Here is a 14,692-nt window from a genome sequence, read left to right as displayed (position 1 = left end):
GAAATCCCCCTTGTAGCCAGTACGCGGGGGCGGAAGAATTCAAGAAACGACTGTGGGCAATGTATAACGATGGGACCTGTCACTGGGCCCGATTGCATAGGATTGGGAAGATTTTCCCGCTTTCCTATCAGTCGAAGGCAATTATAGCGCATTCGCTTCGCGGTGAGTACTTGGACACCGCTACAGTGGAAGCATGCTTTCCACGATGATGGATATTCCCCTGTCTTTAACCCGTATTTTGGAATACGGCGCGTCAGTGCACGGCAATACCACTGTGACCACCTGGCACGGCGAGGGAACCGGGTCCGAGTTTGGCCCCGCAGAAAAGGTTACCTTCCGCGATATCGCTGCCCGCGCGGCAGCCTTTGCCCATGTTTTACACGATGACCTCGGCATTACCGGTGATCAGCGCGTGGGTAGCTTCATGTGGAATTGCGCCGAACACCTCGAGGTCATGTTTGGTTCCGCCTGCAAGGGCGCAGTTTTTACCCCGCTGAATAAGCAGCTGATGAATGACCAGATTCGGCACATCATCAGCCATGCCGAGGTCTCCGTCATCGTCTGCGATCCCCGGCTTGCCCCGCAGTTGGGCACGGTTTTAAACGGCGCGCCTTCCGTGCATTCGGTGATTTTTACCGGTTCCCAATCGCCGCAGCGCTTTGCCCACCACTTTCCGCGCGGCATCGAGTTTTATTCCTATGAGGCCCTGTTGGATGGCCGCTCTACCATCTACGATTGGCCCGAGCTCGATGAGCGCACCGCCGCCGCACTGTGCTATTCCACCGGCACCACTGGCGCACCGAAGGGCGTGTTATATTCCCACCGCTCGCTCTACCTCGAGGCCATGCAGCTGCGTTCCTCGGATTCGCTGTGCATTACCCACGGCGAAACCTTCCTGTGCTGCATTCCCATCTATCACGTGCTGAGCTGGGGCGTTCCCTTTACGTGTTTCATGACGGGCACCCCACTCGTGCTTCCCGATGCCGACGTCTCCGCCCCCACACTCGCCAAGGTCATCGCGGCCACGTCGCCGCGCGTGGCCCACGGCGTGCCTACCATCTGGATCCAGCTCTTCGTGCACTACATGCACAATCCGCCAGAGCGCATGACTCTGACGGAGATCTTCGCCGGCGGCTCACCTGTGCCGCCGCAGCTTATTAAGATGTGGGAGGAGCATTACGGTGTCGACGTGGTCCACGTCTGGGGCATGGTGGAAACCTCGACGGTTGGCAGCGTCGCCCGCCCGCCGCAGGGTGCCTCCGGCGATACCCGCTGGGCTTATCGCATCTCCCAGGGCAAGATTGCAGCTTCGCTGCAGTACCGCGTGGTAAATGACGGCCAAGTGGTATCCAAGACCGACCGCAATGCCGGTGAGCTCCAGGTGCGTGGCAACCTCGTGACCGGTTCTTATTATCATTCCCCCACCGCCGAGCCGGGCGAGGTGGCCTCCGAGTTCCGCGGCAAGCCGGTCGAGGCCGCGGAGTCCAAGTTCACCGCGGATGGCTGGTTGCGCACCGGCGATGTCGGATCTGTGACGAAGGACGGCTTCCTCACCGTTGAGGACCGCGCCCGCGATGTCATCCGCTCGGGCGGCGAGTGGATCTATTCGGTGCAGTTGGAAAACCTCATCATGGCCAATTCCGATGTGGTGGAAGCCGCGGTGATTGGCTACCCGGACAAGCAGTGGGTGGAACGCCCCCTCGCCGTGACCGTCTTAGATGAGAAAGCCTCTCCCACCATCGAAACGGCCGAAAAATTGCGCCAGAGCCTGCACAAGGAATTGCCCAGCTGGATGCTGCCGGAGTACTGGACCTTTGTAAAGTCGATCGATAAGACCTCAGTGGGCAAGTTCGATAAAAAGGATTTGCGTACCCACTTGGCCGAAGGCGAATACAACATCATCCGCCTCAAGGGCCCGGGTGAAGCGCAGCGCCTTGACGATATCGACGAAAGCGATTTTAACCGGGAAAACGAGGAATAATCCCCGGCCAGGTTGCGTTGTAGCTTGGTGTACCTTGTTCCCCACTCTTAGACTGGCAGCAATGACTTCACCAACGTCTTCTTCAGCGGTCTCCCTGCCCCTGCCCACCGTGGGCCGGTCGCAGCCGCCGGAGGATTTACCTGCTGCGGCAAGCGACGGCACGCGCGCCTTGGTTGACCGCTATGGCCGCAGGGCCCGCGACTTACGCGTGTCGCTTACGGATCGCTGCAACCTGCGCTGCACGTACTGCATGCCGGCCGAAGGCTTAGAGTGGATGCCCACGCAGCAAACGCTGTCCGATGAAGAAACCATCCGGCTTATCCGCCTCGGCGTAGAAAAGCTCGGCATCCGCCAGGTGCGCTTTACCGGCGGCGAACCGCTGCTGCGCAAATCCTTGGGAAAAATCATCGCCGCCACCAAGGAACTCACCACGGATGAAGGCATCGCGCCGTCCACGGCGCTAACTACCAACGGATTGGGCTTGGAAAAGCGCGCGGCACAACTCGCTACCGCGGGGCTCGACCGCATCAATATCTCGCTGGATACCATCGATCCTCAACGCTATGCCGCACTCACCCGCCGCGACCGCCTATCCCACGTGCTCGAGGCCATCGCCGCCGCGGCAGATGCCGGATTAAATCCCGTCAAGATCAATGCCGTGGTCATGCCCGGCGTCAATGAGGAAGATATCGTCCCGCTGGCGGACTATGCCCTGCACCAGGGCGCCCAGCTGCGCTTTATTGAGCAAATGCCGCTCGGCCCGCGGGAAAAATGGCGCCGCGAGGACATGGTCACCGCCGATGACATCTTGCACCGGCTACAAAGCCACTTTTCCATGCGCCCGGCGCGCGAGCCGCGCGGATCGGCCCCGGCCGCGTTGTGGGATGCTATCGCCCCCGATGGCACCGCCGGCAAGCTTGGCATCATCGCCTCGGTGACCCATCCCTTTTGTGGCGACTGCGACCGCACGCGGCTTACTACCGATGGTGCCGTGCGCAACTGCCTCTTTGGTAATTCCGAAACCCAGTTGCGGGATCTCATTCGCTCCGGGGCCAGCGACGAGGAATTAATGGAGGCATGGGCCGGGGAAATGTGGACGAAGAAACCGGGCCACGGCATTGATGATGAGGGCTTCTTGCAGCCGGATCGCCCCATGTCTGCCATTGGCGGCTAGTCTAAATATTTATGTCCGCATCGCGTTCCATTTCTGAGCACCTTTCCGCGGTTCTGGCACTGGCGCCGGCGCCGCGCGCAGAGTCCGTTCCCGTTGGCCCAGCGCTGCGCGGACGGATATTAGCGGAGGATGCGACCGCGCGCTTTCCCGTCCCGCCATTTGCCAATTCCGCGATGGATGGCTTCCTCGTCCGCGCCGCAGATATTTCGGGCGCGGGCCCGTGGACGCTGCCGGTAGCAGGCGATGTTCCTGCCGGGGCTACCGCCCAGGCAGTTCCCGCCGGCCATGCGGTGCGCATCATGACCGGCGCGCCCGTAGGCAATGTTACTGGCCTTCTAGTCGTCCCAGTAGAAAACACCTCTGTCCCGCCTGGGCCCACGGAGTTGCCGCGCGAGGTCACGATCACCGAAGCGCCCGCAAAAACGCATATCCGCTCCGCTGGCGAAGATATACAACCAGGCACCGTCGTTGCTACGGCTGGGATCACCGCGAATGCGGCCGTTATCGCAGCGCTTATCTCCACCGGTATCTATTCGGTGCAGGCTTACCAGCGCCCGCGCATCGCGGTGATTTCTTCCGGCAATGAGCTATCCCCCTATCCGGACGAGCTTTCCCCAGGGCGCCTGCCGGATTCCAATGGGCCAATGCTTGCCTCCCTCGCCCACACGGAGTCCTACTCCCACGTCGGCGACGAGCCCGCGGAGTTATCCCGGCTGCTCGATGAGCTCACCGAATCCCACGACCTCATTATTACCTCCGGCGGGGTATCGGCCGGCGCCTTCGACGTGGTGCACGGGGTGCTGGGCACGGGCGATAATTCGTGGTTCGGGCACGTTCACCAGCGGCCCGGCGCGCCGCAGGGCATCGGCACGTGGCGGGGCGTTCCGGTGCTCTCGCTGCCGGGCAATCCGGTGGCGGCGTTCGTCGGTTTCCAGCTCTATGCCCGCCCGCTTATCGCAGCCTTATCGGGGCAGCCCCACCCGCGGGAGGCCGTCCAACTGCGCGCAAAGGTCGAGGTACCGCTGCCACCTGCACGCACGCGCCCCATCATCGTTCCGGTCACCGTGAGCTTTGCGGGAAACCCCAGGATTACTGGCGCGTTAAGCCGCGGCAGCCACCGCGTGGTCTCGTTGGCCGGTACGAATGGGTATTGCATCATTGATGGACCCGCGCCCGCAGTGGGCGAAGAGACCACCTTCTATCTGTATTAACGAGGAGAATTTTTCATGGAGTTTACCCACCTCAATTCCGCCGGCACCGCCTACATGGTCGATGTGACCGAGAAGCAGCCGACCGTGCGCACCGCCACCGCCGAGGGCGAGGTCGCCTGTTCCCCGGAGGTCATGACCGTGCTGCGCGAGGGCACCGTGCCCAAGGGCGACGTCCTGGCGGTCGCGCGCATCGCCGGCATTTCCGCGGCAAAGAAGGTCCCAGAGCTCCTGCCGCTCGCCCACACCATCGGAGTGCATGGCTGCGCGGTGGATCTTGAGCTTGCCGATGCCCACGTGAAGATCACCGCCACCGTGCGCACCGCCGACCGCACCGGCGTCGAAATGGAGGCGCTGACCGCGGTCAACGTGGCCGCCTTGGCGCTCATTGACATGGTCAAGGGCGTCGATCGCTCAGCTTTTATTCGCCGGTGCGGCATCGTGGCGAAATCAGGTGGCCGCTCCGGCGATTGGTCCAGGCCCCTCCCGGAGGCTTAATGGACGGCGCGATCATTCTGGCCGGCGGGCAATCGCGCCGCATGGGCGGGGCCGATAAGGCCCAGGTGCGCGCTTTTGGCCTGCGCCTGGTGGACCGCCTGCGGCACCAGCTTCCCTATGGCATGCCGTCCATTGTTATCTCCCCGCACTACCTCGGCCTGCCGCAGGTGTGCGAGTCCCCACTTTTCGGCGGCCCCGTCGCCGGCATCGAGGCTGGTGCGCGCGCACTCTCCCAGTGCGACCGCCTGGCGCTCTTCGCGGTGGATGCGCCCGATTCCCCGCAACTGTTGCCGCGCCTTGGTAACGCCCTAAACGCCGCGCCCACCGCGGGTGCCGCGATTACCCACGCCGCGGATGGGTACTTACAACCGCTGTGTTCACTGTGGCATACCGCTGCGCTCTTTGAGCGCTTGGGCGCGCTGGAATCGACCCGCAACGTCTCCGTGCGAAGGCTTATCCGCGGCGCCGATTTCGTCGAGGTGGCCGGCACCGGCGCCGAGCGCGATTACGATACCCCTGCCGAGTTGCAGGCCATTCCGCCACACCCCGCCCTTCGCGCTCACCGGCGCGGCTAATCTAGCCACACTCCACCCTCCCCGTGAGCGCGAAGGTCGGGTTACGGGGAGGGGTGAGAGATTATTCGCCGCGGGAGCGGAAGACATCGGCAAGCAGCGGCGCAATAACCCCAAGGGCATCTGCCACGGCACCGGTGGATGAGGCGCAATTGATGATGAGGCTACCGCCGCCGTGCTCGGTCATGCCGATGATCCCGCGGGACAGGCCCGCCTTGGGCGAGGACTCGAGCCCGCGCAGGAGCACCTGGGTCTCCAGGCCGTAGAGGCGGGCCTTGATATAGCGCTCGGTGACCTCTGGGGTCAGGTTCGTCTCCCCGATGCCAGTGCCGCCGATGACCACGACGATATCGGTGCCGGTATCCACGGCGGTGCGCAGCGCGTCGTCGACTGGCGTATAGCCCTCCGGCACGATGCTCGGTGGCGCGACATCGATGTCGTGGGTGCGCAGGATTTCTACCGCTTTCTCCCCAGCGCGGTTCGGCTTTTCCCCGGCCAAAATGCGGTCCGAGCTGACGATTATCTGCGCCATTCTTTGGGACATAAGTCTCATTCCTTCCCCACTGTGCAGTGTGGTCAATATCACATCATTCCGTTTTCGATACCAACATACTTGGGACACGGGGTTAACCTGCGGCATCGGAATCGATCAAGAATTACGCAACATTTGCATGCCGTAATTAGATACGGAGTTTACCGTTTTTATTTACCTGTTCGAGCATAGTCGCCGGTAGATTAAGGAGTTGAACGACCTACTACCTGTGAGGAAATCATGACTGCTCTTGATACCTCAGGCAAAGTCATCCAAGGTTGGGATCCAGAAGATTCCGACCACTGGGATTCCAAAATTGCCTGGCGCACACTGTGGATCTCCACATTTGTCCTTATCATTGGCTTTGCCACTTGGTACCTCGTATCGGCAATTGCTCCGCAGTTGAACCAGATTGGCTTCGACTTAACCCGCAGCCAGCTCTACTGGCTGACCGCCATCCCCGGTTTGGCCTGCGGCATTTTCCGCCTCATTTTCATGTTCTTGCCGCCCATCCTTGGCACGCGCAAGCTCGTCTTCAGCTCCTCGCTGCTGTTTATCATCCCCATGCTGGGCTGGTTCTTCGCGGTGCAAGACTCCTCCACCCCTTACTGGTGGCTGCTGACCCTCGCCTTCCTGTCGGGCATCGGCGGCGGCGTATTCTCCGGCTTCATGCCCTCGACCGGATACTTCTTCCCCAAGCGCCTGTCCGGTACTGCACTGGGCATCCAGGCCGGCATCGGTAACTTCGGTATCTCCTTTATCCAGCTGGTCGCCCCATGGCTCATGGGCTTTACCCTGCTGGGCGTAGGTTTTGTTGCCCCGCAGCGCACCGGAGACGGCGAAATCTTTGTCCATAACCCCGCCATCTTCTTGGTGCCGTGGGCCATCGTCGGAGCGTTCCTCGCGTGGACCCTACTCAAAGACGTTCCCGTGAAGGCGAATTTCCGCCAGCAGATGGACATCTTTGGCAATAAGAACACCTGGATTCTTACCGTCGTCTACTTCATGACCTTCGGCGCATTTTCTGGCTTCGCCGCGCAAACCGCGCTACTTATTAACCAGATCTTCGGCGAAGGCTCCGACTTTGCCGGCACCTACGATAACCTGCCCGCCGGCGCGAGCTACGCCTTCCTTGGGCCACTTATCGGTGCGCTCGTCCGCGCCCTGTGGGGCCCGCTGTGCGATAAGTTCGGCGGCGCCATCTGGACCTTCATTGGCTGCCTGGGCATGACCATCTTTACCGTCGTGGCCACCTTCTTCCTCACCCCAGACGAGCCGGATGAGGTCTGGTGGTTCCTGGGCACCATGCTCATTTTCTTCTTCTTCACGGGCCTGGGCAACGCCGGCACGTTTAAGCAAATGCCCATGATTTTGCCCAAGCGCCAAGCAGGCGGCGTTATCGGTTGGACCGGTGCCATCGGCGCCTTCGGCCCGTTTGCCGCAGGTGTCTTGCTCTCCATGATGTCTGCACCAACGTTCTTCTGGGGCTGCGCCGTGTACTTTGCCATCACCACCGTGCTGGTGTGGATCTACTACGCCCGCCCCAACGCACCATTCCCCGGATAATTAGGAGCTTTCAGCCCCCATGACTGCATACTTCGCGCCCGAAAAGGGCTCTTCAAATCCGCTCTTTAAGTTCGGTGCCTACCTGCGCAAAGGCGAAGCTACCGACTCTGGTCAGCAACTTTTCTTAAAGGGCGGCCGCCAGGCAGATGTCTTCTATCGCAACCGCTGGGCCTTCGACAAGATGGTGCGCTCCACCCACGGCGTGAACTGCACCGGTTCCTGCTCGTGGAAGGTCTACGTCAAAGACGGCGTCATCACCTGGGAGTCGCAGGCGGTGGATTACCCCACCACCGGCAATGATATGCCGGAATACGAGCCGCGCGGCTGCCCGCGCGGCGCCTCATTCTCCTGGTACACCTACTCTCCTACCCGCGTGCGCTACCCGTATGCACGCGGCGTGCTGGTTGATATGTTCCGCGAGGAAAAGGCAAAGCACGGCGACTCCGTCCTGGCATGGCGCGCCATCCAGGAAGACCCCGAAAAGCGCAAGGCGTATATCTCCCAGCGCGGCAAGGGCGGGCTTATCCGCATCTCATATGAAGAGGCCATCGATATCGCCTCGGCCGCGCACGTCTACACCATCCGCAAGTACGGGCCGGACCGCATCAACGGCTTTACCGTGATCCCGGCCATGTCCCAGATCTCCTATGGCGCGGGCATGCGCTTCCTGCAGACCATCGGCGGCGTCGCGCTCTCCTTCTACGACTGGTACGCCGACCTGCCCCCGGCATCGCCGCAGACCTTCGGCGACCAGACCGACGTCCCCGAATCCGGCGACTGGTACAACTCTTCCTACCTCATGATGTGGGGCTCGAATATCCCGGTCACCCGTACCCCGGACGCCCACTTCATGGTGGAATCGCGCTACAAGGGCACCAAGGTCGTCGTGGTCTCGCCCGACTTTGCCGATAACACCAAGTTCGCCGATGAATGGGCCCGCATCGAGCCGGGCACGGATGCCGCCCTCGCCTTTGCCATGGGCCACGTGATCTTGAAGACCTTCCACGTAGACCGCCAGGAACCGTACTTCCTGAACTACATGCGCAAATACACCGACTCACCCTTCCTTGTGTCCCTGGAAGACCGCGGCGACGGCACCTACACCCCGGGCAAGTTCCTCACCGCCTCGCAGCTTGCCGATGCCACCTTGAATTCCTCCCCCAACGCCACCCACCGTGGCCTGGTGATGGAAGAAGACGGGCGCATCGTTGACCCAGGCGGCACCGTGGCAGACCGCTGGGATAACGAAAGCGCCAAGTGGAACCTGGCGCTAGATAACGCCGATCCGGTCATGTCCATCGCAGAAACCGATAGCTTTGACACCGCCGAGGTGCTCTTCCCCCGCTTTGACCTCGATACCAACCCAGAGGACGTGGGAACCGATAAGCCCATTGGCGCGGGCATCGTCCACCGCGGCGTGCCCGTCCGCGAGGTCGACGGCAAGCTGGTTACCACCGTCTTCGACATCATGCTCGCCCACTACGGCGTCAACCGCGAGGATCTCCACCTGCCGGGTAGCTGGCCGAAGGACTTCCACGATTCCAGCGAAGTCGGAACCCCTGCATGGCAGGAAGAGCTCACGGGCGTGGCCGCCGATACTGCCATCCGCATCGGCCGCGAATTCGCGCAAAACGCCGCGGATTCCAAGGGCCGTTCGCAGATCATCATGGGCGCTGGCGTCAACCACTACTTCCACGCCGATAATATCTACCGCACCTTCTTGGCGCTGACCTCCATGTGCGGTACCCAGGGCGTTAACGGTGGCGGTTGGGCGCACTACGTGGGCCAGGAAAAGCTGCGCCCGATCAACGGCTGGACCCAGTGGGCCATGGCCGCCGACTGGCAGCGCCCGCCGCGCCACATGATTTCCACCGGCTTCTACTACTTCGCCACCGAGCAGTATCGCTACGATAATTCGCGCGCCTCCCACTTGGGCTCGCCGCTTGCTAGCCACGGTTCCATTGGGGACAAGATGGTCTCCGATACCATGGCAGAATCCATGCGCCGCGGCTGGATGCCGGCCTACCCGCAGTTCAACCGCAACTCGCTCTTCCTCGCCGATGAAGCCGATGAGGCCGGCATGGACATCAACGACTACGTGGTCCAAGAGCTAGAAAGCGGCCGCCTGGAATTCTCCTATGACAACCCGTCTGCCGAGGAGAACTGGCCGCGCATCCTGCTCAACTGGCGCACCAACCTGCTCGGCTCGTCCGCCAAGGGCACCGAGTTCTTCCTGCGCCACCTCTTGGGCATCGACTCGGATGCTACCGCGGAAGAACTCGCCCCCGAAGACCGCCCGCGCAGCATCAAGTGGGTGGATGAGGCACCGGAGGGCAAGTTGGATCTGATGATGACCACGGACTTCCGCAATACCTCCACCACGCTGGTCTCGGATCTCATCTTCCCGGCCGCAACCTGGTACGAAAAGCACGACATGTCCTCTACCGACATGCACCCGTACCTGCACTCATTTAACGCGGCGATTAACCCGCCGTGGGAGGCGCGCTCGGACTATGAGGTCTTCCGGGACCTGGCCGCGGCACTCTCCGATAAAGCCACCAAGTGGCTTGGCGTGCAACGCGATGTCATTACCCAGCCGAGCCACCACGACAGCCCCGACGAGCTCGGCATGCCCAATGGCATCGTCCCCGACCCCGAAGAACAGGGCCTTATCCCTGGGGTCACGATGCCGAAGCTGCATGTGGTCGAGCGCGATTACACCAAGGTCTACGAAAAGTGGGCCCACCTGGGCCCGCTTCCCGCCAAGGCCGGCACCGGCGTGCACGGCACCAAGTTCAACGTGGAAAAGCAGGTCAAAGAGCTCGAGCTTATCTGTGGCACCACGGAGACCTCGATGGGCGAGCTGGTGGACCTATCCAAGGACACCAAGGTCATCGACGCCATCCTGCACCTTTCCGGTGTCTCCAACGGCGAGCTAGCCAAGCAAGGCTTTGAGTTCCTGTCCTCGCGCACCGGCAAGGATCTCACCCCGCTGGGCGCTCCCGATGAAGACGTACGCATCACGTGGGACGACATCAAGGAACGCCCGAAGGAGGTCATCACCTCCCCGGAGTGGACCGCCGATAAGCGCAATAAGCGCCGCTACACCGCCTTTTCCATCAACGTCGAGTTCGACAAGCCCTGGCACACGCTGACCGGCCGCATGCAGTACTACATCGACCACGACTGGTATATGGACTACGGCGAATCCCTGCCTATCTTCCGCCCGCCGCTGGATCACGTCCACATGCACGGTGAATTCGCGCCGGGCACGGAATTGACCAATGACCGGGGCGAGGCCGAAGTCACGCTGCGCTACCTGACCACGCACAATAAGTGGTCCATCCACTCGCAGTACTTTGACAACCTGCACGTGCTATCCATCTCGCGCGGTGGCCAGGTGGTCTGGATGTCCAATAAGGACGCGGAGAAAATCGGCGTCACGGACAATGACTGGGTCGAGGTATATAACCGCAACGGCGTTGTTTCCGCCCGCGCCATTGTCTCCCACCGCATCCCGGAGGGAACCATGCTGTGCAACCACGCACAGGAGCGCACCGTGGGCACACCTATCAACGAGCACACCGGGCGCCGCGGCGGCACGCACAACTCGCTGACCCGCATTTCCATCAAACCGGTGCACATCGCTGGCGGCTATGGCCAGCTGACCTACCACTTCAACTACATCGGCCCTACCGGCAATAACCGCGATGAAGTCACCCGCGTTCGCCGCCGTTCCCAGGAGGTATCCTACTAATGAAAGTCATGGCCCAAATCTCCATGATCATGAACTTGGACAAGTGCATTGGCTGCCACACCTGTTCAGTTACCTGTAAGCAGGCATGGACCAACCGCGAAGGCACCGAGTACATCTGGTTCAATAACGTCGAAACCCGCCCCGGCCTCGGCTACCCGCGCACCTGGGAAGACCAGGAAAAGTGGAAGGGCGGCTGGGAGCGCACGGCCTCCGGCAAGATCAAGCCCAAGGCGGGCGGGCGCCTCAAAAAGCTTGCCACCCTCTTCCACAACCCCAACCTGCCCACCATCCAGGATTACTACGAGCCCTGGACTTACCAGTACGAAGACCTGATGGGCGCCGAGGCGGGTCAGAAGACCCAGCCCACCGCCAAGCCGGTCTCCCAGATCGACGGCCGGGACATCGGCAAGATCGAATGGTCTTCCAACTGGGACGATAACCTGGGTGGCTCTACTGCCACGCTTGACGATGACCCCGTTCTCCACAACATGAACCTCGAGGTCAAGAAGGAAATCGAGGACTCGTTCATGTTCTACCTGCCGCGCATTTGCGAGCACTGCATGAACCCGACCTGCGTATCCTCCTGCCCCTCCGGTGCGATGTACAAGCGCACCGAAGACGGCATCGTCTTGGTGGACCAGGACCGTTGCCGCGGCTGGCGCATGTGCGTATCCGGTTGCCCGTATAAGAAAGTCTACTTCAACCACAAGACCGGTAAGGCCGAAAAGTGCACGCTGTGCTACCCGCGCCTCGAGGTTGGCCAACCCACCGTGTGCTCCGAGACCTGCGTGGGCCGCCTGCGCTACTTGGGCGTTATCCTCTACGATGCCGATCGCGTCGCCGAGGCCGCATCCACCGAAAATGAGCAGGACCTTTTTGAGGCCCAAAAGTCGATCATGCTCGATCCCCACGACCCAGAGGTTGTCCGCGCGGCCCAAGCCGAGGGCATCCCGCACTCCTGGATCGATGCCGCGCAGCAGTCGCCTATCTACGACCTCATCTTCAAGTACGGCGTCGCTCTGCCGCTGCACCCGGAGTACCGCACGCTGCCGATGGTCTGGTACATCCCGCCGCTATCCCCCATCGTTGATAAGGTGACCGCGACCGGCAACGACGGTGAGGACCACAAGATCCTCTTCTCTGCGCTATCGAATATGCGCATTCCGCTGGAATACTTGGCGGGCCTTTTTACCGCCGGCGATACCGTCCCAGTAGAAAAGTCGCTGCGCCGGCTCGTCGCCATGCGTTCGTATATGCGCGATATCAACCTGGGCAACGAGCCGCAGGAGGAAATCGCCCAGGCAGTCGGCATGACGGGCAGGGATATGGAAGGCATGTACCGCCTGTTGTCCATCGCTAAATACGATGACCGCTACGTCATCCCTACCGCCTCGCCGGAATCCCCGCGCGGCATTACCGATTTGGATCCGTTCGGCGATGTGGACCCGGCCAAGGCCTCCGAGGACGTCTTCCACGACCTTGGCATGGGAGCACCCGAGGCTTGCACCCACGGCGCCGAACCGCAAGGTAAGGTATCGCTGCTCTCCTGGAGCGGCGACCGCCCCGATGCCATGTTTCCGCCGCGGAAGTAGGTAAAACCGTGAATATCTTCGATAAACTCCGCAAGCGCCAGGAATCGCTGCAGCGGCAATCTGCCCCGCAGGGTGCCGATGCCCCCGTGGCCGGGTTCGGAACTCCCGCCGGCATCGGTTCCATGGGCGGTGCCAAGGACGTCGAAAAGACGCTGCGCACCCACACCGGTCAAGTCCCGCGCGAATTCGTCACGCCGGTCGAGGTCACCGAAGACCAGCGGCGAATCGTCGCCATGGCCGTGTCCGTGCTGCTTAATTACCCAGGCGAAGACATCTTTGACCGCCTCTCCGTGGTCGAAGACCAGGTAGATGACCTGCCGCTGGCCATTGCCACCGACTTCATCAACTTCGCCGAATGGGCCCGCAGCATCGGCCCGCGCGGCTTGGAAGAGCACTACGTCGAGACCTTTGATCAACGCCGCCGCTGCGCGCTGTACCTGTCCTACTTCGCCGTCGGCGATACCCGCCAGCGCGGAATGGCCATCTTGTCCTTCCGCCAGCAATTGGAATCGCTCGGCTTCGAGATTTCGGATGAAGAACTACCCGATCACCTCTGCGTCGTCCTCGAAGCCCTCGCCATGAGCGAGGGGGACACGCACGAGCGCGCCGTCGAATTGGTAGCCAGTTACCGCGAGGGAATCGAGGTGCTGCGCGCGGCCCTCGCCCACGAGCGCTCGCCGTATGTCAGCTTGATCGTCGCGCTGTGCAAGGCTCTTCCGGAAGTCGATTCTGATACCGCGCAAAAGTACGTCGATCTCATCCGCACCGGCCCACCCGCCGAGATGGTCGGCATTGCAGACCTTCCCTTCCCCACTACCCAACCAGACCTCGTCTAGGAGCCACATCATGTTTGATAACTTCCTCTGGGGTGCCTTCCCGTGGTTAGCCATCGCGGCATTCTTCGTGGGCATCTTCTGGCGGTGGCGATCCGACCAATTCGGCTGGACCACCCACTCCTCCCAAATCTATGAATCCAAGCTGCTGCGTTTATCCTCGCCGCTCTTCCACTGGGGCATGGTTTTCGTGGTCATCGGCCACCTGATGGGCTTGGCATTCCCCAAGTCCTGGACCCAGGCCGTTGGCATCAGCGACCACGCCTACCACCTCCTGGCCACCATCCCAGGATCCATCGCCGCGCTGGCGGTTCTGCTGGGCTTTGCCGGATTGCTGTACCGCAGGCTAAAGAACCGCTCCGTGTTCTTGTCCACCTCCACCTCGGACAAGGTCATGTACGCGCTGCTCGGCCTCGCGTTGGTATCGGGCTCGTTTGCCACCTTTACCCTGCAGCTTTTTGATCTCGCCGGCACCGGCGGATACGACTACCGCGAGACCATTTCCCCATGGCTGCGCCAGCTGTTGATTTTCAACATTCAGCCCGACCTCATGGCCAGCGCCCCGTGGCAATTTAAGGTCCACGTCCTCTGCGGTTTCACCATCATCGCAGTATGGCCCTTTACCCGCCTGGTCCATGCCTTCTCGGCGCCGGTCGGCTACGTCACTCGCCCGTACGTGGTCTACCGTTCCCGTGACGAGCGCACCACCCCGATGCGCTCCAATACCGCGTGGGAGCCTATCCGCTCCAATCGAAAGCAATTGGAAGGAGAAACCCCGGGCCACGGTGCCTAGGTAGTTTCCTCCCCCTCTTCACCGCCGCGCGCTGTCCAGTATGTGGATGGCCCGCGGTGGTTTCCTTTTGTCTACAACTACTCCTGCGCTACCCATGCGCACCCGCGCCCCCACCCACCCTTCGCGCTCACTGGGTGGTGATTTCACGGGCACACTGCTTTCCCGGTGAGCGCGAAGGGTGGGTGG

Annotated in this window: 11 protein-coding genes; 10 read left to right on the top strand and 1 reads right to left on the bottom strand. The window is 61.7% G+C overall.

Going from position 1 to position 14,692, the window contains the following annotated elements:
• Positions 1 to 193: 193 nt before the first annotated feature.
• From ABRP86_RS09515 to mobA, 5 genes are all read left to right on the top strand, one after another.
• Positions 194 to 1,981: a long-chain fatty-acid--CoA ligase gene (locus ABRP86_RS09515; RefSeq protein ID WP_034659269.1), complete on the top strand. Its 1,788-nt coding sequence runs from the start codon at positions 194 to 196 to the stop codon at positions 1,979 to 1,981.
• A gap of 61 nt (positions 1,982 to 2,042) precedes the next feature.
• Positions 2,043 to 3,155, top strand: a complete 1,113-nt coding sequence (gene moaA, locus ABRP86_RS09510; RefSeq protein WP_349863927.1) for a GTP 3',8-cyclase MoaA — start codon at positions 2,043 to 2,045, stop codon at positions 3,153 to 3,155.
• 11 nt (positions 3,156 to 3,166) lie between these two features.
• The gene (locus tag ABRP86_RS09505) at positions 3,167 to 4,366 is read left to right on the top strand and encodes a molybdopterin molybdotransferase MoeA (RefSeq protein WP_349863924.1); all 1,200 of its coding nucleotides are present in this window, start codon (positions 3,167 to 3,169) and stop codon (positions 4,364 to 4,366) included.
• A gap of 15 nt (positions 4,367 to 4,381) precedes the next feature.
• Complete coding sequence (gene moaC / locus ABRP86_RS09500; protein ID WP_349863922.1) at positions 4,382 to 4,861, top strand: cyclic pyranopterin monophosphate synthase MoaC; 480 nt, start codon at positions 4,382 to 4,384, stop codon at positions 4,859 to 4,861.
• On the top strand, positions 4,861 to 5,436 hold the full coding sequence (gene mobA, locus ABRP86_RS09495; RefSeq protein ID WP_349863919.1) for a molybdenum cofactor guanylyltransferase: 576 nt from the start codon (positions 4,861 to 4,863) through the stop codon (positions 5,434 to 5,436). Before moaC ends, mobA begins: the two co-directional genes overlap by 1 nt.
• A gap of 61 nt (positions 5,437 to 5,497) precedes the next feature.
• On the opposite strand, the gene ABRP86_RS09490 is transcribed toward mobA, so the two are convergent.
• Positions 5,498 to 5,977, bottom strand: a complete 480-nt coding sequence (locus ABRP86_RS09490; protein WP_349863917.1) for a molybdopterin-binding protein — start codon at positions 5,975 to 5,977, stop codon at positions 5,498 to 5,500.
• A gap of 228 nt (positions 5,978 to 6,205) precedes the next feature.
• Between ABRP86_RS09490 and ABRP86_RS09485 the strand changes: the two genes are divergently transcribed.
• From ABRP86_RS09485 to narI, 5 genes are read left to right on the top strand one after another with little or no spacing between them, the layout of a single operon-like run.
• Positions 6,206 to 7,531 carry a nitrate/nitrite transporter gene (locus ABRP86_RS09485; protein ID WP_349863915.1) on the top strand — a complete coding sequence of 442 codons (1,326 nt, stop codon included), beginning with the start codon at positions 6,206 to 6,208 and terminating at the stop codon, positions 7,529 to 7,531.
• 19 nt (positions 7,532 to 7,550) lie between these two features.
• A complete protein-coding gene (locus ABRP86_RS09480; protein WP_349863913.1) occupies positions 7,551 to 11,288 on the top strand; it encodes a nitrate reductase subunit alpha in 3,738 nt (1,245 codons plus the stop codon).
• Entirely contained in the window at positions 11,288 to 12,880 is a 1,593-nt protein-coding gene (gene narH / locus ABRP86_RS09475; protein ID WP_126318814.1) for a nitrate reductase subunit beta, read from the top strand. The genes ABRP86_RS09480 and narH overlap by 1 nt, the downstream gene beginning before the upstream one ends.
• An 8-nt stretch (positions 12,881 to 12,888) precedes the next feature.
• A complete protein-coding gene (gene narJ / locus ABRP86_RS09470) occupies positions 12,889 to 13,716 on the top strand; it encodes a nitrate reductase molybdenum cofactor assembly chaperone (RefSeq protein ID WP_005280179.1) in 828 nt (275 codons plus the stop codon).
• A gap of 10 nt (positions 13,717 to 13,726) precedes the next feature.
• Complete coding sequence (gene narI, locus ABRP86_RS09465) at positions 13,727 to 14,506, top strand: respiratory nitrate reductase subunit gamma (protein WP_005280178.1); 780 nt, start codon at positions 13,727 to 13,729, stop codon at positions 14,504 to 14,506.
• Positions 14,507 to 14,692: the final 186 nt, after the last annotated feature.

Origin of the sequence: Corynebacterium sp. KPL3927, from assembly GCF_040225835.1 — a bacterium.
Taxonomy (GTDB): Bacteria; Actinomycetota; Actinomycetes; order Mycobacteriales; family Mycobacteriaceae; genus Corynebacterium.
Note: the sequence above shows the minus strand (reverse complement) of the source record. Positions and strands in the feature narration are given on the sequence as shown.